The following is a 22,559-nucleotide window of genomic DNA, read 5'->3' on the forward strand; positions in this document are numbered from 1 at the left end:
GTCATATGCTAGAAGCAGAGGACTTAGAATGGAGTGGGTGACGGATGGAAATATCGGTTCGACAAGGCGACACACTATGGAATTATAGTGTCATGTTCGAAATCCCGATCGGACTAATTATCGATGCAAATCCAGATCTGGGCGATGAATTGCAAATTGGGGATGTTGTCGTAATACCTGGCTACGAATGGTATGAATATGAAATTGTAGCGGGCGATACGATCTGGCAAATTGCTAAGCGTAACAACATTACTGTTAATCTTTTGTTACAGAGTAATCCTAATCTAGAAGCTGATCAATTGCATATTGGATCTAAAATAAGATTGCCTCGGCGCATCGTTGGTAGAATAATCAATGCGAACAAAAATTACACATATGAGCATTTTTATCAAGATGCGATGAGGCTGATGGAAGTATATCCGATGTTAACGGTGAATTCGATCGGAACATCTGTAATGGGTAAAGATATATTAGAACTACGTCTAGGAACAGGACCATCAGAGCTACATTATAACGCGGCAATGCATGCGAATGAATGGATTACTGCTGCATCGTTGATGACTTTTATTAATGATTTCTTGCTCGCTTTAACGAATAGTGGAACATTGAATGGCCAAAGCGTTTATCCAAGCTACAAGACACATACCTTCTCTTTCGTGCCTATGGTTAATCCAGATGGTGTTAATCTTGTATTGAATGGGTTGCCTGAGAAGGAGCCGTTTCGTTCGAATGTATATAATATCAATGATGAAAGTACTAATTTTCAAGGGTGGAAAGCAAATATTAATGGTATTGATCTTAATAAACAGTTCCCAGCGTTATGGGAGGTTGATGCTGTTCAAGGCCCACAAGAGCCGGCGCCGCGAGATTACTCAGGCACAGCTCCGCTAACGGAACCAGAAGTGATTGCTCTTGCTAATCTGACGAAAGAGAGAAATTTCAATCAAGTGTTAGCTTTGCATACACAAGGAGAAGAGATATATTGGGGCTTCCAAGGGTTAGAACCACCTGAATCAGAAATGATTGCTAATCGAATGGCACAAGCGAGTGGATACAATGCTGTTCGAACGGTGAACAGTACAGCTGGTTATAAAGATTGGTTTATTCAAGATTGGCGTAGACCTGGATTCACGATCGAATTAGGATTGGGCACAAATCCATTGCCACTAGATCAATTTAATGATGTGTATGATGCTACAAAAGCTATTATTTTGGAATCAATGAAAAGTGTAAATGCTTGATGCGTTGAAAGTTGGATGTGATAAAAGTTGGATACGATGAATAAGTGAAGCTTCGGCTTTCCGTGATGGAATCATGGGGAGCTGAGGCTTTTTTTATTGTAAATGAGCTGCTCAATTGCTTATTTGCTATCTTATCTGTTGTAGTGTAATGTAATGTAGAATATACGTTCGTATCGGTGTGTTGACAGAATTATACTATGAATCATTTACCGTTCACAAAAATTGGGATTAGCGTTTGCCTAATTGGCAGTATTGCGAGTATGATGTTATTATGTTTGCTATGCTAACATAGCTTAGTCGGCGGCGAATATGAATTGAAACGAAAGAAAAGACAAAGACAGGTAGTTGATTGGGGGAAGATCATGACAGAGCATATCGATCTTTTTAATACAGTTACAAAGAGCGAAGATTATGGTGCGGATGATATTCAAATTCTTGAAGGCTTAACAGCTGTAAGGAAACGACCAGGTATGTATATTGGTAGTACAGGCAGTTCAGGACTTCATCATTTGGTATGGGAAATTATCGACAATGCTGTAGATGAGCATTTGGCAAAGCATTGTTCAGCGATAGAAGTGACTTTACATAAAAATGGTTCAATTACCATTCATGATAATGGTCGAGGAATTCCAACAGGGATGCACAAATCGGGAATTCCTACACCACAAGTCGTATTTACAATTTTACACGCGGGTGGAAAGTTTGGCGGCGCAGGATATAAGAAGTCTGGTGGATTGCATGGCGTAGGCGCTTCTGTTACGAATGCACTATCGGAATGGCTTGAAGTAGAAATTTTCCGTGAAGGTAAAATTCATAAGCAACGGTTTGAATATTGGATTGACAAAAAAGGCAAAGAGCATGTCGGAGAGCCAGTTTCTACTCTAGAAGTGACTGGAAATACGAATCGTACAGGAACAAAGGTTACATTTAAACCAGATATTAAAGTGTTCGCTAACGGTATTCACTTCAATTACGATACATTAGCAGAGCGATTGCAAGAAATTGCTTTTCTTAACTCTGGGTTTAAAGTTACGATTAAAGACGACCGTACGGGTACAATCGATATATTCCATTACGAAGGTGGAGCAAAGCAATTTGTCGAATTTTTGAATGAAGGCAAATCGGTTTTGCATGATGTTGTCCATTTTGCTGGTGAGAAGGAAGATATTGAAGTTGAAATCGCGCTTCAATATAACGATGGTTATACGGAGACGATTGTATCATTTGTCAACTCGATTCCAACTCGTGGCGGCGGTACGCATGAGACAGGTTTCAAGGCTGCCTATACCCGAGTCATGAATGATTATGCTCGTAAGGTAGCTATTCTCAAAGAAAAGGATAAAAACCTCGATGGTAATGATCTTCGTGAAGGTATGATGGTGGTCATTAATACGAAGATGTCTGAGGTTGAATTTGTTGGTCAGACGAAGGATCAACTCGGAAGCTCATCTGCACGTGGTACGGTTGATGCCATTGTAACTGAGCGTATGAACGTTTTTCTTGAGGAAAATCCACAGGTTGGTCAATCTCTTCTGAAAAAAGCTGTACAAGCTGCAAGAGCTCGTGAAGCGGCACGCAAAGCACGTGAAGAAATTCGCACAGGGAAGAAACGTAGTGAAAGCTCCAATCTGGGAGGTAAGCTGACGCCTGCGCAATCGAAAGATTCCTCGCGTAATGAGCTGTTCATCGTAGAGGGTGACTCTGCGGGAGGATCAGCAAAGCAAGGTCGAGATTCGAAGCATCAAGCGATTTTACCGCTTAAAGGTAAGCCGATGAATCCTGAGAAATCAAAGCTTGCTGATATTTTGAAAAATGAAGAGTATCGTGCGATTATAGCGGCGATTGGAGCTGGTGTTGGTTCTGAATTTGAAGCTGAGGAAAGTAATTATAGTAAAGTAATTATTATGACCGATGCCGATACTGATGGCGCCCATATCCAAGTATTGCTACTTACATTTTTCTATCGCTATATGAAGCCATTAATTGATACGGGTCGTGTCTTTATTGCACAGCCGCCTTTATATAAAGTAACTCGCAAATCAGGTAAGCTGAATACGATTCGATATGCTTGGACCGACGAAGAGTTACAAAATTATACGAAAGAAATGAATAAAGGCTTCGAACTACAGCGTTATAAAGGTCTTGGTGAGATGAACCCTGATCAGCTTTGGGAAACGACAATGGATCCTGAGACGCGTACGTTGCTGCAAGTTCAGATCGAAGATGCCGCTAAGGCAGAACGTCGTGTATCTACTCTTATGGGAGATAAAGTAGATCCTCGTAAGCGCTGGATCATTGAGAACGTAGACTTCACAGATTATGTTGAGTAGGTAAGGTAATTCAAAACGTGGGCTTTGATAACGATGAGTATGCTGACGTAGCATATTCGACATCGCATCTGAAACGAACTAATGCTTTCGAGGTATGTTTCTTTCAGAAACATCTTAGGTTCGCGTGTACAAAAACGTACACTTGCGCTTCCGCCTTTCTCAAGTAGCGTTTCACCTGCTCGACTTGCGAAAGCCCACGTTTTGAACCTTTATTTAAATAGTAATACAAATATTTCGTAGCCATGCTGAAAAGTTTAAGGAGCGAGGATTATGAGTACTTTAGAAGAATTTTTACCTGCGTTTCTTGAAGAAGTGGTAGGGGACCGCTTCGGACGCTATTCCAAATATATTATTCAAGATCGCGCGATTCCCGATGTGCGTGATGGCTTAAAGCCAGTACAGCGTCGTATTTTATATGCCATGTACGATTCAGGTAATACACCTGATAAGCCATATCGTAAATCAGCGAAAACAGTCGGTGATGTAATGGGTAACTATCATCCCCACGGTGATTCATCGATCTACGATGGTATGGTGAGAATGGCGCAGCCATGGAAGATGGGCTATACGCTTGTCGATGGTCATGGTAACTGGGGATCACAAGATGATGATCCTGCAGCAGCGATGCGTTATACGGAAGCGCGCTTGTCGAAGATTGCGATGGAACTATTACGCGATATTGAAAAGCGTACTGTATTATTCAAAGATAATTTTGATAATACAAACAAGGAGCCTGTCGTATTACCGTCACGTTATCCCAACTTGTTAGCTAACGGTGCTAGTGGAATATCCGCTGGTTTTGCAACGGAAATACCTCCACATCATCTCGGTGAGATTATTGATGCAAGTATTGCTTACATGAATAATCCTGCGATTGAGCTTCCTGAAATTATGCAAATTGTTAAAGGTCCAGATTTCCCTACCGGTGGTATTATTATGGGGGAAGATGGGATACGCGACGCATATGAAAGAGGTAAAGGACGTATTTACGTACGTTCCAAAACAGAGATCGAAACGCTTCGCGGTGGCAAACAGCAAATTGTTATTACGGAAATTCCTTATCAAGTTGTGAAATCACGCCTTGTAACGGCGATGGAAAATATTCGACTTGAGAAAAAAGTAGATGGTATCGCTGAAGTTCGTGATGAGAGTGGTCGTAATGGATTAAGAATTGTTGTCGAGCTGAAGAAGGATACTGATGCTACAGGTATTCTTGCTTATTTGTTCAAAAAAACAGATTTGCAGGTTACGTATAACTTTAATATGGTTGCGATTGTTAATAAAGCTCCGCAACAATTAGGTATCCTTTCAATGATTGCTGCTTATATCGAGCATCAGAAGGAAATCGTTACGCTACGTACCAAATACGATCTTGAAAAAGCTGAAGACCGTGCCCATGTGCTAGAAGGTCTCGTAAAAGCACTTAATCTACTTGACGAGATTATCGAAACGATTAAAGCTTCGAAAAATCGTGGAGATGCTAGTGATAACTTAATGGCAAAATATCAGTTCAGTGAACGACAAGCTGACGCTATTCTTACATTACAATTATATCGCTTAACGAATCTTGAAGTTAATTCTTTGGAAAAAGAACATGCAGAGACGATGAAGAAAATTAAGTATTTGCGTTCTATTCTTGATAATTCCAAGAAACTAATTGCTGTTATCCAGCAGGAGCTACTAGAAATCAAGTCAACGTATGAAATTCCGCGTCGTTCATCTATCCAGAGCGAAGTGGAAGAGCTGAAAGTTAATCTTGAAGTGCTCGTTAATTCAGAAGATGTTCTTGTTACATTAAGTCACGAGGGCTATGTGAAGCGGACGAATATGCTTTCTTATACGCGATCAGGTGCTGAGCTTGAAGGCTCTGGTGTGAAGGAAGGCGATGTGATTCGTGAATTGCTGCAAGTGAACACGCTAGATAACTTGCTTTTATTTACGAAAAAAGGACAGTATTTCCTACTGCCCGTTCATCAGATTCCAGAGTTCAAATGGAAGGATACCGGTACAGCAATCGTTAACATCATTCCACTAGCGAAAGATGATAGCATTGTAACGGTCATTCCTATTAGAGATTTGAACATTGAGAAAAGTCTCGTCTTTGTTACGAAGCGTGGCCAAGTAAAACGAACAGAGTTGAAGGAATATGCAACGACTCGTTCGACAGCGATTGCGGCTTGCAAAGTATCGGATGGAGATGAAATTGTTACGGTAGTATTAAGTGACAGTACATTAGATTTGATGCTAGTTACTGCACAAGGAATGTCCATTCGTTTTGCTGAAAGTGAAGTGAATGCGATGGGCCGAACGGCTGGCGGCGTTAAAGGAATTAGCTTAAAAGCAGATGATGAGATTGCATCAGCACTTTGGGTTGATAATGATGAGGGTGAAGTTCTTGTCATCTCCGACACTGGTCACGGTAAACGTACATTGTTACTCGATTATCCGATTCAAGCTCGTGGTGGTAAAGGTGTGCAAACCTTCGAGTTCAAAGAGGGTAAACGTGTTCGTACGAACGGACAGAAGCTATTTGCAGCATTCTATTGTCGTGAGCCAATTCAGATCTCAGCATTTACTGAAAAAGCTGTTAAATATGTCGTAGACTCTGAACGTACAATTATAGAAGAACGCAAAGCAATCGGACGAGCAATATTTACGTTCGATAAAGATGACTCTATTAGAATATTGTTTCAGCTTAAAGAGTTAAAGGGAATAGCAAAAACTGATCTGTAACGATTAGATAAATAGTAATATCAATATTAAATGGAACAAGGGTTCTCCTCATGTAGGAGAACCCTTGTTTTGATGATGTCATTCTAATTGAGAATATCTTTTTTAATAGTTGAAAATGTAGGCCATGTCGAAAAATGTTGGATAATTTTCGTTTGTAGGAATAAGGAACCATTTGTAAAATCTTGTAACGGGATCGTTTGTGAAGAAGTAGTGATTTTGTCACTTTTTTACTTAGTAGTGTAAAAATACTTAGCTTTTTACTGGAAAACCTTGTGGTTTTATATTACACTTATGAGAACACCTCAATGGAAGGAATTAGATGATGATAGATGTACATTGTCATATCCTGCCAAATCTTGATGATGGCGCCTTGGATATGGAAGAGGCAATTGCGATGGCAAGACAAGCAGTGAACGATGGAATTCAACATGTTGTGGCAACACCACATCATCGGGCTCATCACTTCTTTAATGAACGAGTGACGATAGAGAGGTCTGTTCAACAGTTGAAGCAGCAATTAGTAGACTATAATATACCATTACATATTTATCCTGGGCAAGAAGTTCGTACATATTCGGACCTTATGCTAGATTACGAGAAGGGTCTTTTGCAATCTCTTAATAATAGTCGTTACTTGCTGGTAGAATTTCCAAGTTCACATGTACCTGATCTAGCTGAAGAAATCATGTATGAGTTGAGTCTATTAGGTGTGGTTCCGATTATTGCACATCCGGAACGTAACAAAGAGCTTGCTAATGATAGTACTAGATTGAAAGATTTAGTTCGCGAGGGAGCATTGGCTCAGATGACGACCAATTCAATAACAGGTCAACTAGGGAAATCTATTCAAAAGAAATCTCTTGCTATGTGTAGGGAAGGACTTGTTCATTTCATTGCAACTGACGCACATAATGTACAGACTAGACCATGTATCCTTTCTGAGGCATACCAATTAATTAATGACCAGTTAGGCAAAGAGTTTGTTGATTACTATCAGACAAACGCAGAGCTATTGCTACAAAATGAAGCTATCGAACAACAAAATCTTTTGATGGCTAAGCGTAGCTGGTACAAATTTTGGTAGTGGTTTCAAAAATGGAGGAGAGAAATGAATCTATTAGTAAAAAGAATGGTACAAACCATCGCGCTTTTACTAGTTTTGGTAGTAGGAGGCAGCGCTGTTGGTTCGCCAATAAGTGAAGCGGCAAGTCAAAAGTCTCTCACTGTTGAACGGATCGATATGCATTTTATCGTGGATGGTAAGGTGTACCACACGCCGAAGGATCAACAGGCATTCGTCTACAAAGGGCGTACTTATGTGCCAATTCGCTTTGCGAGCTATTTGTTTGAGAATTGGGTCGTATGGGATCAAGCTAACGCAACTGTCAATATTGATCACCCTACAGCAGCACAATTGAAACAGCTGCAACAATTCAAACAGCAATATTTGACTCCGAATGCAGATATCACGAAGCCAGCATCAGTTGGACGTACTGAGAAAATAGCTCAGAACACGATTGAAACGAGCTATAAGTTTTATGGGGTAAAACAACTAGCACCTAGTGATGCTATCACTGTCAATTATAAAGGTACTGTGTATGTCCCTGTTAGATACTTCTCAACGCAAACAAACAGTACGATCTCCTATAATGGAGCTGCCAAAAGTATTACTATGAAGCTTGCCAAGAATCAAGGGGATTCGAATACAGGTAATGGTAATGGCGACGGCAGTAGTGAAAATGGTGAGAAGCCTGGCGGTTCTGGTGCTGGTGCTACTGATCCAGGAGCGGGAGCAATTGATCCAACTAAGCCTACAAGAGCAAGTATTATAGCTGCAACTCAGACAAAGTTGGAAGAATTGCAGTCGGGATGCTCAACAAAAGCGTCTTCGCTTTATAACAAGTTTTTAACCGCAGCAGATAGTGATAAGCAAACTTACATTAATCAAGGATTTGCAGCAGTTGATGATTGCGATACGCAATTTGGAGCAGCAATTAGTAGTATGAATTCACAGCTAGAGCAGCATGGATATGAAAGCGGCGATGAAGCTTCCACATTCCAAAAAAAATACGATGATACTAAGGCTGCTATGTATGCGAAGTTTTTAGGTTAATAGTTTCAGATGACGATTTCGTCATAATAATATATGAGGTGATAATGAAATGATGAAAATGACTAAAAAAACAATTATGTTATCCGCTGTAGCATTGATTGCAGCTAACGCTTTAACTTTTGGCCCTGTTTCTTATAAAGTGAGTGCAGCAGATCCAGTAGTTGTTGAAAGTGTTGAAAAATGGAATAGTATTCATACACAAATTGACGATGATTTGAAAGCTTTAATAAATCCTGCAGTAACTCAAATCAATACAATCGTGGATAATACTGATGCCGTTGATTTATTACCTGGACTATGGAGTGGCCTTGATTCTAACGTTGATAAAACGGCTGCTGAAACTTTAGTCAAGGAAGTTATTAAAGGTTTGATCAAAGAAATGTATACAGATGGTTCTTCAGATTTAAGCAATGGATTAAACGCTAAACTGAATGAGTTGGCTGTAGAGCTTGGTAATGGAGCAAACTATCCTACTCTTAATAAAAAAGATGTTGCAGACTTCGTAATTGAGCTTGAGAAACAGGTGCTTGCGAAAGTTCGCACTGCTGACATAAGCAATATTGTGGGCGTTGAAGATGCAATGGCAGCATTTTCTCTAAGCTTAGATGAAGTAATCCCAGCGGTTTGGGGTAACACTAACCTAGAGGTTGTAAAGTTTTTACGTGAACTATATCCAAATCAAGCGGCATTAAAGGCTGATCTTGTTATTATGCAAACAGAAATAGAAGCTAACGCTACAAATAAGGAAGAACTTAAGCTAGCTGGTGCTGCACTAGGACTTGCTTATGTTAAGGCTGGGCTAGTTAATCAAGATGCACTAGGTACTCCACAGCGCTTAAGTAATACAAAATACAGTTTCCCTCAATTCAAAATATTGGGAGCGCAAATAAAAGGTCTTCCTGTTCATGCATTCAAATTTACAGCGCCTGGCTTGACATTTACAGTAGAGGGTGATTACTTAGTTGCAACAACTGCAACACCAATAACATCTGCTACATCTTTTACTGTAAAAGCGACGTTGAGAACTGATTTAATCCCTGTTGGATTACGTGGTGCCGATGTATTTACTCAAAATGTAACATTGAGACCTGCATCTAGTGTTGGCGGTGGCGAATTCATTGATACTGAACTAAGTCTAGTACCTAACGCAACTGCAATCGCTCAAAACATTAATGCGAAAATCGAAGCTGCTCTAGTGGAAATTGGAGAAGTAGACACAAATAAAGATCTATTCGCACTTCGCGCTTTGATTGAAGACGAATTAAGAGCTGCACTGACTGTAAATGCTGCTGGTCAGTTAACTTATAATAACGGCGTTGCTGAATTGAAGCTATCAGCGGCAGACTTAAGTAATGTATTAAGCCAAGTAGATGGAATTGTGAAAACGGCTAATGCAGCACTTCAAGCAGTAGTAGAAGGTGCGGATCCAGTTAAACCGGTTCTTAATCTATCTGTAGGTAATCAGGCTGATGTTAAAGTAGTACTTTCTAGTGAGCTACTTAACGCTCTTGAAGCGAAAGGTATTTACGCAATTGGAGTAATTTCTAATGGCGTTATAATCGAAGTTCCTCTTACGGAGCTTAAAGGAAATAGCGTATTACAAATTACAAAGAATACTGGTATCACTCCGGAATTAAAAGCAGGAATGAAACAAGTATCTGATGTGTTCAATGTTTCGGTATTTGATGCAGAAGGTAATGAGCAGCATGAATTCAAAGCTCAAGCTCGTTTGGTTCTTCCAGTAAATAGCGGAAGTGTTACACATGCAAATTACTTAACACTTGCGAAAATCGAAGACGGCAAGCTAATTAATTTGGGTGGTTCTTATAACCCGGCTAAAACGCAATTCTCTGCAATGCGTAATACATTCTCATCTTATGTTGTTGTTGAGAACCCAGTAGCGTTCAAGGATACTAGTGAACTTGCTTGGGCAGAGGATGATATTCTAAAAGCAGCTGCGAAAGGTATTATTGTTGGACGCGCTGAAGGAGTATTCGCTCCACGTGCGGAAATTACTCGTGCTGAGTTTACAGCTATGCTTGTTAGAACACTAGGTATCGAAGCAGTTAGTCATACTGAAGCATTTGCTGACGTGAATGATAGTGACTGGTACCAATCTGTTGTAGCAACAGCAGCAGCTTACGGCTTTATCAATGGACGTTCAAGCACTACGTTTGATCCTGATGCACCAATTACAAGAAGTGAAATGGCAACAATTACTTCCAACGTACTTGTGAAAGTATTAGGCTACAAACCAGTTAGTGATGTGAATGATACATTGAATGTATTTACAGACCAAGATGAAGTTGTTCCAGCGCATCGTGCAGGTGTTGCACTTGTTGCACAAGAGGAAATTGTTCAAGGTAAAGGCTTAGGCGTTTATGATCCAAAAGGAACATTTACTCGTGCTGAAGCAGCTGTCGTTATTAACAAATTGTTGAACTTAAGATAATAGCACAAGATTCCTCCTCTGCTTCTCTGGGGGGAGGAATCTTTTTATTTTGGAACATTATGCAGTTGAGACCCCCAACAACACGAATAACTAGAATATGTATAGACGGGAGTACGTTCGAGAAATGGAATTAGAGCTTAGAGATTATGTGGAGATAATAAAGAAAAGACTAAAGTTAATCGGGGTGATTGTTGCAATACTAGCCTTGGTAACAGCAGTTGTTAGTTATTTTTTTATTAAGCCAGAATATGAATCGAAAACTATGTTAATAGTCAACAATAATAGCGAAGTAGCTAGTGGACTTGATTTGAATAGTGTCAATCTAAACCTGAGGTTAATCGATACATACAAACAAATTATTAAAACAACAGCGATTACGGATAAAGTTGCCGAACTTAATTCAGACCTTGAATTAACTGGTGAGCAAATCATACAATTAATTACAGTTTCTTCAGTAAATAATACTCAAGTATTAACGATTTCCGCTCGTCATCATGACCATGCAACGACGGTTAAGCTAGTTAACGATGTAGCAGCTGTATTCGTTCAAGAAATACCGAAAATTATGACCGTTAATAATGTGTCTATTCTCAATGAAGCGAAGCTTAGTGAAAATCCATCACCAGTACAACCAAACCCAATGCTTAATATTGCAATAAGTATTGTTATTGGCTTAATGCTTGGAGTGGGCATCGCCTTTTTACTAGAATACTTGGATGATACGATTAAAGATCCACAGGATGTTGCACAATATTTGGATTTACCAGTCTTAGTTAGTATACCAAGGCTAACTGCAGACGATTTTAAAGTCGGAGCTGCTAAAACACCTTCAAGGGTAACGAGATCTAATAGAGCGGAGGCGAGCAAAAATGTCACATTCACCGAGTAAATCGAAGCGTAACATTATTTCGCTTAGCAATCCAAAATCTCCAATTAGTGAATCATACCGAACTTTACGAACGAATATTAGTTTTTCGGCTGCTGATAATGAAGTAAGAGTCATTATGGTTACTTCCGCTAGTCCAGGGGAAGGGAAATCCACAACGGCTGCTAACATTGCGGTAACGTATGCACAAGCAGGTCATAAAGTTATGGTAATGGAACTAGACTTACGTAAGCCAACCGTTCATAAAACGTTCAACGTAACCAATCGTGCTGGCATTACGCATGTCTTAACCAAGCAAGCGGGCTTAGAGGAAGTAATTAGAGCGACGGATATTCCTAATATCGATATTATTAGCTCTGGTCCAATACCGCCGAATCCAGCAGAATTATTAGGGTCTAATCAACTAATTAAAGTGTTAAACGGGCTAAAGCAAGTATATGACATTGTCATTTTAGATACGCCGCCTCTTCTAGCTGTAACTGATGCACAATTGGTTGCTGCTAATTGTGATGGAGTCATTTTAGTTGTCGATTCTGGGCAAGTAAAGCGTAGTGCAGCCATTGATGCCAAAGAAAAGCTAGACAGAGTAAACGCTAAAATTTTGGGAGTAGTCCTTAACAACGTTAAGAAGAAGAAAAATGATAACTACTACTACTATTACTATGGAGAAACTGAAGACTAGTAGAGATGATGGAGGCAAGATATGAGCTACTCCCGGATGCGAACTCTAGTACTTATGATAGTAGATAGTAGTATTATTTTGGGTTGCGTTGCATTGGCATATTTATTTCGATTTGATGCAGTTCTTACTTCGGTAGAAATCCGGCAGGCCGCTATATATAGCGGGATCGCTATAGTAATAGGCTTAATTGTACTTTATAAGCATGGACTATATCGTCGTGCTTGGCAATTTGCTAGTATTGGTGAAGTTGTGCTCATCTTTAGAGCTGTAACGATAGGTATTCTATTAGCATATACCATTACTTCACTCGTCATTCCAGGACGTGTACCTATTTCAATTGGATTCCGCACCTATGAGCTAGCTCTATTAGGAATAGGGGGTTCAAGGTTTATCTTTCGTATTATTAAGGACAATTACATCAAACCGACTAATAAGCAACGACAGACGTTAATTATTGGAGCAGGTCAATGTGGTGTATTAGTCTTTCGCGAGCTTAAGATGAACGCGGCCTCTAATCAAGGAGCGGTTGGATTTATTGATGATGACCCGAGAAAATGGGGACAAAAAGTGCTAGGTCTTCATGTTATTGGTGGTAGAGAACATATTATTAAAATTTGCAATGAACAGCAAATAGATGATATTATTATCGCTTTACCATCGGCGTCCCGTACGCAAATATCAGACATAATTTCTATTTGTAAGCAAACGAATGCGAAGCTGAAGATGGTTCCGCAAATTAGTGAATTACTAGAAGGCAAAGTCGAGCTAAGTATGATCCGTGATGTCGGAGTTGAGGATCTGCTCGGGCGTGAGCCAGTTGTCCTTGAAAATGATGGAATTGACGAATATATTGCGGATAAGGTTGTATTAGTAACAGGGGCTGGTGGTTCTATCGGTTCAGAGCTTTGTCGGCAAATTATGAACTTCAAACCGAGTAAGCTATTGTTGCTCGGTCATGGGGAGAATAGTATCTATCAAATTCATCGTGAATTGAAGGATAAAGTTGAGAACCTAGTACCAATCATTGCAGACGTGCAAGATCGTAAGAGAATGGAACAAATATTCAGACAGCATCAGCCACATGTAGTTTTCCATGCGGCTGCGCATAAGCATGTGCCTATGATGGAAGAAAACCCCTCAGAATCCATAAAAAATAATGTATTCGGAACACGTAATGTGGCAGAATGTGCAGATATTTATGGAGCAGAGCGCTTCGTATTAATATCAACTGATAAGGCTGTTAACCCTACTAGCATTATGGGGACAACGAAGCGAATTGCAGAAATGTTTATTCAATGCTTAGCGAAGCAAAGTGCAACGAAGTTCAGCGCGGTGCGATTCGGTAATGTATTAGGAAGTCGCGGCAGTGTTATTCCGTTATTCAAGGAGCAAATTGCTGCAGGTGGACCTGTAACCGTTACTCATCCTGAGATGGTTAGATACTTTATGACGATACCTGAGGCTTCCAGACTTGTTATTCAAGCAGGTGCATATGCCAATGGTGGGGAAATCTTCATCCTTGATATGGGTGAACCCGTGAAGATCGCAGACCTTGCTAGAGACTTGATTCGTCTATCTGGCTATGAGCCTGAAGTTGATATTGAAATCAAATACTCAGGCATACGCCAAGGTGAGAAGCTGTATGAGGAACTGCTGCTGGAAGAAGAAGGAATGACCGATACAGAGCATAGTCGTATCTTTATTGGAAGACCCGCATCCTTCAATCGTGAAGATATTGAACTAGAGTTAAGACGGTTAGAACGTATATTAGGTGAAGATCGTGCAATTATTCAAGAGCTACTGTCTCGGATTGTCCCTACTTATGTTAGGGAGAAGACGGAAGATAAGAGGGTTCTTGTTTCGAGTTCATAATGCGTAAGGAATTAATGAGGATGGGGGGAGTGCAATAATGCTACTGCCTCCCTTTTGCGTGAGAGATACATAATTAAGAATACCAATATAGGAGATTAGACATGAGAAACATTCCTTTTTCACCTCCGGATATTACAGAAGAAGAAATAGCGGAAGTAGTAGATACATTAAGATCAGGCTGGATTACAACGGGTCCTAAAACTAAAAAATTCGAAAAAGAAATTGCAAAGTATTGTAATACCTCTAAAGCTGTTGCGTTGAACTCAGCTACTGCGTGTATGGAAATGACATTAAGGATGTTGGGAGTAGGTCCTGGTGATGAAGTAATTACATCAGCATATACATATTCTGCATCAGCAAGTGTGATTCATCATGTGGGAGCAACTATTGTGTTAGTAGACACTGGAAAAGATAGCTACCATATTGACTATGACGCAATCGCAGATGCAATAACAGAAAAAACTAAAGTAATAATTCCAGTAGATATTGCAGGAGTAATGTGTGATTATAGTCGGATTTTTGAAGCTGTTGAGAGTAAGAAGCACTTATTTAGACCATCTAATGTAACACAAAAATTGTTTGGTAGGGTTATTGTACTAGCAGATGCAGCTCACTCTATTGGTGCTACATATAAAGGTAGAATGAGTGGCGAAGTTGCAGATTTCACATCCTTCTCATTTCATGCAGTTAAAAATCTGACTACTGCTGAAGGTGGAGCTGTCACTTGGAGAGATGTTGCTGGGATGGATAATGAAGAAATCTATCGTCAATATATGCTCTTATCACTTCATGGTCAGACGAAAGATGCATTAGCTAAAACAAATGCAGGATCTTGGGAGTATGATATTGTTGCACCAAATTATAAGTGCAATATGACGGATATTATGGCTTCAATTGGATTAGTACAATTAAAAAGATACGGTCATATTCTTGAAAAAAGAAAAGAAATGATCCAGTTATATGATTACAAATTAAGAGATTTGAAAGTAACAAGTTTGAAGCATTACTCTGAATACATTAATTCTAGTGGTCATTTATATCTAGTGAGAATACACAATAAAAATGAACAATATAGAAATATGATTATAGAAGAAATGGCAAAAAAAGGGATTTCTACAAATGTTCATTATAAGCCGTTGCCATTATTATCAGCATATAAAGACTTAGGATTTAGCATTGAGAATTATCCAAATGCATTCGAAATGTATAAAAATGAAATTACACTACCATTACATACTCAACTAGATAATGAAGATATTGAATTTGTAACTGAAAGTTTAATTAGTTTACTATCTGTTTAGTATAGAGTGAAAAGTGAGGTTAATCTATGTATGCCAAGATCTTAAAAAGAATTTTTGATTTATTATTATCCTTATTAGCTCTCCCTTTTTTTGCAATAATAATATTAATTGTTTCTCCATTAATATATATAGAAGATAAGGGACCTATCTTTTATAATGCCCAAAGACTTGGGAAAAAAGGTGAATTATATAATATGTATAAGTTTAGAACGATGAAAGTAAATGCGGGGGATATAAGAAACCCAGATGGTTCTACCTTTAACTCAGAAGATGATCCTCGTTTAACTAAAGTGGGGAAAATGTTAAGGAAAACGAGTATTGATGAAATTCCTCAAATATTGAATGTTATTATTGGAAATATGTCAGTTATTGGACCGCGTCCAGATTTGCCAGAGCATATTAATTATTATCAAGATAAGGAAATTAAAAAATTGGAAGTTTTACCAGGAATTACTGGATACAACCAGGCATACTTTAGAAATTCAAATGAATGGAAAGACAGATTAGTAAATGACGTTTATTATGTTGAAAATTTATCTTTAATATTTGATGTGAAAATATTATTTAAGACAATTGATAGTATTATGAACAAAAAAGGAGTTTATATCTCTGCTCAAACTAATGATACAAGAGGTGTAAATATTAATGATAAATAATGATTTTTTATCAACAATGCAATACGATTGCTTTGCTTTAGATTGGGATTCTGATTATTTTGGAGTGAAATCTGCCAGGGTTAATTTAAAAGCACAGCTTAATAGCAGTCAATTTTCAGTGATTACTAATTACTGTGAAAAGTTTGAGTTTATAACGATTTCTAATGAAGGAAATATTAATGAAAATAATCAAGCATTAGGACATTGCTCAAATCTATTTTTAGCTGATATGAATATACAATTTTCTAAGAAGATGGAAAAAATAAACATTAAAACTGATAAGCGGGTTAAAATCAATAATAATATCAAGGAAAATATAGATATTATCCGATTAGCTGATTTGTCATTCCAATATTCTAGATTTTTCAATGATTCTAATTTAGATAAAGGTAAAGCTTTTGCTATTTACTCTCATTGGACACAGAGTGCATTTAATAGAAATGATAAATACTTTGTAGTTGTAGAAGAAAATAATATTTACATGGGTTATTTACTATTTAAGTTAGATAAAGCTAATAACCTAGGTGTCATAGAACTAATAGCAGTTAATGAAGAATATAGAGGGCAAAGAATAGGAACTACATTAATTGAACATATGGAACAATATGTTTTTCAACAAGGGATGACTAAAATTAAAGTAGGTACTCAAGCTAATAATGTATCAGCTATAGGCTTTTATATTTCAAGTGGATATCGCTATACGAGCTGCTCGTCTATATATCACATGTGGAACAAAGGTTGAAATAAAGTATAGGAGTGTTATTTATGGCCCATGTTCTAGTTACGGCACACTTAGGAAGACATTTTTATAAATTTGGTCATTCAGATTATGAAGTGTTATTACAAATGGGGCATGTGGTTCATGTCGCTGCTAACTTCGATGATGATCTAGACAAATTTGAAGATCCTAGAGTTACGAAACATCAAATTAATTTTGATAGAAATCCATTCACTTTTAAAAATTGGAAGGCATTGGGGGAACTAGAAACCTTACTCCAGAGACAACATTTTGATTTAATTCATACTCAATCTCCTTCTGGTGGTGCAGTTACGAGATTAGCTGCTAGAAAAACCAGGAAAAAAGGCACTAAAGTAATTTATACTGCTCATGGTTTTCATTTTTTTGAAGGAGCCCCAAAGAAAAATTGGTTAGTATATTTTCAAATTGAAAAATTTCTTTCTAGATACACAGACTGTATTATTACGATAAATAAAGAAGATGAAGATACAGCAAAAGATAAATTGTTAGCTCCTCAGGTAGAATATGTTCCTGGAGTAGGGATTGATACAGGGAAATTTAGATCAGTGTCTATTGAAAGAAAAGATGAATTAAGAAAAGAATATGGTTATGCTGCAAATGATCGGCTTCTTATCTATGTCGGTGAACTTACTGTTAGAAAAAACCAAGAGTTACTAATCCACGCAATTTCTTTGATAGAGAATAGAAGCTCTATGAAATTGTTATTAGTAGGTACTGGTGTACTCGAAGCACATTTAACGAAATTAGTTAAAGATGCTAATCTTGAAGATACAATAAAGTTTCTTGGATACCGTAATGATGTTGATAAGTTAATGGGAATGTCTGATGTTGTAGTTTCTACATCATTGCAAGAAGGGTTACCACTAAATATCTTAGAAGCCATGGGATCGGGTTTACCAATCATTGCTACTTCATGTAGAGGTAATCGAGATTTGGTAATTAATAATGTTAATGGAATCTTAGTTCAACATAATGCTCGTGATTTAGCCCAAGCTATTCAGTCTCTTTCAAATGATAGGGAGTATCGCATTATATTAGGCCAAAATAACAAAAAATTAGTTCAGCAATATTCGAAATCTGTAATTCAAGAGAGAATGAGTAAATTGTATGACATAGAGCTTTCACGCACTTACGAATATTCTCATCTAAGGGAGAGTTAAATGAACATATTAGTTATAAGATCAAATCCAGTTGATCCTGATCCAAGAGTCGAAAAGGAAGTGAAAGCTCTTATAGATGAAGGTTATAATGTAGAAATATTTGCATGGAATAGAGAAGAAGATCACCCAATTGTTACATCTAAACTACAAGTCAATGAATCCATAATTGTTAATAGGATTGGAATCAAAGCAACTTATGGTGGCGGAATGAAAAATAACATTGGACCACTATTGAAATTCCAATTAGCTATATTTAAGTGGGTAACTAAAAACAAAAAAAAAATTGATATAATACATGCATGTGATTTTGATACGGCACTCATGAGTCTGATACTCAAAAAGCTATATAAAAAGAAATTAGTCTATGATATTTTCGATTATTATGTGGATGCATTTAATGTTCCTGATCAGCTACATAATATCATACAGAAAATTGATCATTATATTATTAATCATGCGGATGAAGTAATTATATGTTCTGAAAACAGATTAATCCAGATACAAGAGACATACCCCAAAAACTTAACTATAATCCACAATGCACCAGAAGAAATTTCACAAGACTTGTTTGAGCATTCAAAGATATTAAAAAATAACAAACTTAAAATTGTTTATGTAGGAATATTAAGTGAGGATAGATTAATAGGTGAATTAATGGAAGTTGTCAAAGAAAATGAAAACTACGAAATTCATATCGGAGGGTTTGGTCAACTTCAAGACAAAGTTGAAAAAGCATCAATAGAGTCAGATAATATTTTTTATTATGGAAAAATGAAATATAATGAGGTATTGCAGCTTGAAAACCAATGTGATGTTATGATAGCTTGCTATAACCCTGCAATTCGGAACCACACCTATGCTGCTCCAAATAAGTTTTATGAGGCATTAATGTTAGGAAAACCAATTATTATGGCAAAGACTACAGGATTTTCTGATGTTGTAGAGAAGTACAGATTTGGAGTTACCATTGAATATTCAAAAACTGGATTAATAGAAGGACTGGGAAAAATAGAACCGCTTGTTAATGATACAGAAATTAGCATTAAAATGAAACAATTATACTTTGATCAATACTCTTGGTTAGAGATGAAAAGTAGACTTCAAAAAATATATCTCCGATTAATACAATGAATTGATTTTGTGAAGTTGAAATGCGACAGATATAGATAACTTTTAAACAAGGAGTTTCAATTTTATGCTTATTATTATGTTGTTAGTATCAATTGGAGTTACTACTTTTATTATAATAAAGCGCAGTAGCAAAAAAGGGGCAAATGCATTTACGAGTTTATTGTTCTCAATAATGTTTTTCTACATGATCATTCCCTTTTTTTTATTAATAAACAAAGATGAAATGAGAGAATATTCTACCCTTCAGATATATTTGTATGACTACAATACAAGTAAGCTCTTTTTCTATCAAGTTATTGTGCTTGTATTTATATCCATTTTCTATTTAACATATAATCGGACATTTAACCGGATGTCTAGTTCTACGGCAGCAATTGAGTCAAAATCGTTAATTATAATTAGATATTCTAAGCTGGTGGGTTGGGTTTCATTAATTATTGGTGGATTAAGTTTTATTATATTTTTAGGATCATTAGGTGGCGTTAGACAGGCATTAGTTATCTCTGAATTAGCTAGATCTTTTAACACGCAATTAACAGAGTTTATGCCGTACTATGCTTCAATACTAATCATTCCTGCAAGACTAATTACTCTTACCCCCATTTTTTTTATGATGGTGTATTTATTTCAATCATATAACAAAAAATATTTGATATTAATGATTTGCACATTACCTATAGCTGTGATATTTTATTTGTTTAATGCAGGCAGAGCTCCATTGTTAGCTTATCTTCTTTGTTTTGTTATACCACTACTGAAAAGGAGAATTAAGTATCCATGGTCAATAATTCTAATTATAGGAATTGTTTCTCTACCACTTCTGGATATTTTAGATAGTATATTTTTATATTTTAGTAATGGAGTTTGGGTTGATTATTCTAGCAACTATAGCAGTTATTTATATCAGTTTTCATTTCCGTACAAAAATCTCGTGAATTCTCTTGATATCGTTACTGAAAACGGGATTCGATATGGACAAGATTTTATTACATCTATTATTTCATTTGTACCTGGAATTAACTTTAGTATTTCATATGAAATTACAGCTCATTATTTTCTAGGCGAAAACTGGAAGTTGATTGGTGGAATACCTAATGATCTAATTACATTTTCGATTATAGAATTTTCTTTATTGGGGGTAATTATTTTCTCATATTTGCTAGGTGTAATATTAGCGAAAATAGATTTTAAGTTATCAAAGTGGGAAAAAAAGTCCGCTTATATTTTAGTCAGTAGTTCAATTAATGTGCTTCTGTTTTTATTTGTACAAGCTGCAGATATTCAGCCGCTTTTAAGGAGTTTCTTACTTATCGCACTCGTTATTGGTGTATTAATTTCAAGTGGAAAGGTGAAAAATTAATGAAAATATTATATATCACATCTGTTCCATTAGAATACAGTTCGTCTGCAAACATGAGAAATTTAGCACTTATTACCGGTTTTCAAAAAATGGGTTTTGAGATTTCCACGTTAAGTTCTATTCCTGAAATAGAATCTAGTTACTACGATAAAACAATGGTGAGAACTGACTTTAAAGACCGATATTGGATGGAATTAGGAACAATTCATACTAAATTCACTTCAAAGAAGGTAGAATCTTTATTAGATAAACTAAAATCGAAGCTTAAGGTTACTGCATATAAAGTGTATACATGTTTGTCCTTGTACGATTCTCGAGCAAGATTAGCAAAGCGAATTCCAGTATCTCTTGCTAATGAGGAGTTTGACCTAGTTATTTCTTCATCTGATCCCAAATCATCACACTTAATAGCTGAACAATTAATAAGCCAATACCCGAATATAACTAAGTTGTGGTATCAATATTGGGGTGATCCGTTTGCTATCGATGTAAATAAAAATACACTTCTACCGACTTGGATGGTTGAACGTGAAGAAAGAAGAATTATAGAAAAATGTCATAAATCAATTTACGTATCTCCTATTACCCATGTTGTAATGCAAGAAAAATATCCTGATCTAAAGAAAAAGATGGTTTTTGAACCAATACCGTATAATGAACAATTATTATATGAAGTAACTAACAATTCACAATATACTTTAGGTTATTTTGGAGATTATTATAGTAAGGATAGAACCATTACACCATTGATCAATTCAATAATAGACAGTGAAATTAAGCTGCACCTTATTGGAAATTCCGACATTTCAATAACCAATACTGATAACATTAATTGTATGTCGAGACAAAGTATTGATATTGTTAGGGAATTAGAGGCAGAAGTAGATTTATTGATTTGTGTATGTAATAAAAAAGGAACTCAAATACCTGGTAAAATATACCACTACTCAGCTACTAATAAGCCAATATTACTTATAATTGATGGGGAACATAGTAAGCAGTTAGCAAGTTATTTCTCTCAATTTGAACGATATTATATTTGTGAGAATAAGGCAGAAGACATTCGAAGTAAAATGAATGAAATAATTAACTTTAAACAAAATTTCAAACCTTTAGATTATTTCTCTGCAAAGACAATTGCCGAACGCTTAGTTGGCAAGGTTATATCTGATAAATTATGAACTTATTATCTATAAAATAGTATTTGGATAATAGTGGTAATAAGTGAATAGATATTTTTTGTGAATAGATAGTTCAAATCAGGAGATGTTTATTTTTATGAAAAGTATTATAAAAAGTATATTTATTTTATTTTCAAGATGTATAATGCCACTATTTTTTGATAAAAAGTATCTAAGAGGACGTTGGTTTGATAAGACGGTTGTTGGATGGAAATGGTGTTGGAGAAGTCTACTTTTTCAAAAGTTTCTTGGTGCCAATCGTCATGTACCTTTTCCTGTCTCGCATAATAACGTATTTGGTGATATTAATAAACTGATATATGATGTTAATGATATGAACAATTTTCAACATTATGGATGTTATTTCCAAACGTGGAGCAGTGCAGAAATAATAATAGGTAAAGGTAGTTATATTGCACCTAACGTAGGGTTAATAACACAAAACCATGACGTGTATGATCTTAATAATCATGATGCGGCAAAAGATATTGTCATTGGAGAAAATTGTTGGATAGGCATGAATGTAGTTATATTACCTGGAGTTGTCCTAGGAGATAAAACTATCGTTGGTGCTGGTGCGGTGGTTTCTAAGAGCTTTCCTTTGGGAAACTGTGTGATTGCTGGAGTACCGGCAAAAATGATAAAACAGATTGATTAAGAAAAGAAATATTTTGCACATTGTCTATAAACTAAATAAGAGT

General features: G+C 36.7%; 17 protein-coding genes. All 17 read left to right on the forward strand.

What is annotated here, in order from left to right:
• Window positions 1-44: 44 nt before the first annotated feature.
• The gene (locus tag AC1TO5_RS16935) at window positions 45-1,241 is read left to right on the forward strand and encodes a M14 family zinc carboxypeptidase (protein ID WP_482064019.1); all 1,197 of its coding nucleotides are present in this window, start codon (window positions 45-47) and stop codon (window positions 1,239-1,241) included.
• A gap of 362 nt (window positions 1,242-1,603) precedes the next feature.
• Window positions 1,604-3,571 carry a DNA topoisomerase IV subunit B gene (gene parE, locus AC1TO5_RS16940; protein ID WP_482064020.1) on the forward strand — a complete coding sequence of 656 codons (1,968 nt, stop codon included), beginning with the start codon at window positions 1,604-1,606 and terminating at the stop codon, window positions 3,569-3,571.
• A 270-nt stretch (window positions 3,572-3,841) separates the two neighbouring features.
• Entirely contained in the window at window positions 3,842-6,304 is a 2,463-nt protein-coding gene (gyrA, locus tag AC1TO5_RS16945; RefSeq protein ID WP_482064021.1) for a DNA gyrase subunit A, read from the forward strand.
• Between the two features lie 319 nt (window positions 6,305-6,623).
• Window positions 6,624-7,388, forward strand: coding sequence for a tyrosine-protein phosphatase (locus AC1TO5_RS16950; RefSeq protein WP_482064022.1), 765 nt, complete (start codon window positions 6,624-6,626; stop codon window positions 7,386-7,388).
• 24 nt (window positions 7,389-7,412) lie between these two features.
• Window positions 7,413-8,417 carry a stalk domain-containing protein gene (locus AC1TO5_RS16955; protein ID WP_482064023.1) on the forward strand — a complete coding sequence of 335 codons (1,005 nt, stop codon included), beginning with the start codon at window positions 7,413-7,415 and terminating at the stop codon, window positions 8,415-8,417.
• A 49-nt stretch (window positions 8,418-8,466) separates the two neighbouring features.
• On the forward strand, window positions 8,467-10,869 hold the full coding sequence (locus tag AC1TO5_RS16960; protein ID WP_482064024.1) for an S-layer homology domain-containing protein: 2,403 nt from the start codon (window positions 8,467-8,469) through the stop codon (window positions 10,867-10,869).
• 124 nt (window positions 10,870-10,993) lie between these two features.
• Window positions 10,994-11,758 carry a YveK family protein gene (locus AC1TO5_RS16965; protein ID WP_482064025.1) on the forward strand — a complete coding sequence of 255 codons (765 nt, stop codon included), beginning with the start codon at window positions 10,994-10,996 and terminating at the stop codon, window positions 11,756-11,758.
• Entirely contained in the window at window positions 11,739-12,437 is a 699-nt protein-coding gene (locus AC1TO5_RS16970) for a CpsD/CapB family tyrosine-protein kinase (RefSeq protein ID WP_482064026.1), read from the forward strand. Before AC1TO5_RS16965 ends, AC1TO5_RS16970 begins: the two co-directional genes overlap by 20 nt.
• 21 nt (window positions 12,438-12,458) lie before the next feature.
• The gene (locus AC1TO5_RS16975) at window positions 12,459-14,309 is read left to right on the forward strand and encodes a polysaccharide biosynthesis protein (protein ID WP_482064027.1); all 1,851 of its coding nucleotides are present in this window, start codon (window positions 12,459-12,461) and stop codon (window positions 14,307-14,309) included.
• Window positions 14,310-14,410: 101 nt separating this feature from the next.
• A complete protein-coding gene (locus AC1TO5_RS16980) occupies window positions 14,411-15,610 on the forward strand; it encodes a DegT/DnrJ/EryC1/StrS family aminotransferase (protein ID WP_482064028.1) in 1,200 nt (399 codons plus the stop codon).
• 26 nt (window positions 15,611-15,636) lie between these two features.
• Window positions 15,637-16,266 carry a sugar transferase gene (locus AC1TO5_RS16985; RefSeq protein ID WP_482064029.1) on the forward strand — a complete coding sequence of 210 codons (630 nt, stop codon included), beginning with the start codon at window positions 15,637-15,639 and terminating at the stop codon, window positions 16,264-16,266.
• Window positions 16,256-17,008: a GNAT family N-acetyltransferase gene (locus AC1TO5_RS16990; protein WP_482064030.1), complete on the forward strand. Its 753-nt coding sequence runs from the start codon at window positions 16,256-16,258 to the stop codon at window positions 17,006-17,008. The genes AC1TO5_RS16985 and AC1TO5_RS16990 overlap by 11 nt, the downstream gene beginning before the upstream one ends.
• 23 nt (window positions 17,009-17,031) lie before the next feature.
• On the forward strand, window positions 17,032-18,186 hold the full coding sequence (locus tag AC1TO5_RS16995; RefSeq protein ID WP_482064031.1) for a glycosyltransferase family 4 protein: 1,155 nt from the start codon (window positions 17,032-17,034) through the stop codon (window positions 18,184-18,186).
• Window positions 18,187-19,317 carry a glycosyltransferase gene (locus AC1TO5_RS17000; RefSeq protein ID WP_482064032.1) on the forward strand — a complete coding sequence of 377 codons (1,131 nt, stop codon included), beginning with the start codon at window positions 18,187-18,189 and terminating at the stop codon, window positions 19,315-19,317.
• A 64-nt stretch (window positions 19,318-19,381) separates the two neighbouring features.
• Window positions 19,382-20,677: an O-antigen polymerase gene (locus AC1TO5_RS17005; protein ID WP_482064033.1), complete on the forward strand. Its 1,296-nt coding sequence runs from the start codon at window positions 19,382-19,384 to the stop codon at window positions 20,675-20,677.
• Entirely contained in the window at window positions 20,677-21,858 is a 1,182-nt protein-coding gene (locus AC1TO5_RS17010) for a glycosyltransferase family protein (RefSeq protein WP_482064034.1), read from the forward strand. Before AC1TO5_RS17005 ends, AC1TO5_RS17010 begins: the two co-directional genes overlap by 1 nt.
• A gap of 97 nt (window positions 21,859-21,955) precedes the next feature.
• The gene (locus AC1TO5_RS17015) at window positions 21,956-22,516 is read left to right on the forward strand and encodes an acyltransferase (RefSeq protein WP_482064035.1); all 561 of its coding nucleotides are present in this window, start codon (window positions 21,956-21,958) and stop codon (window positions 22,514-22,516) included.
• Window positions 22,517-22,559: the final 43 nt, after the last annotated feature.

It is taken from the genome of Paenibacillus sp. Y930, from assembly GCF_056786375.1.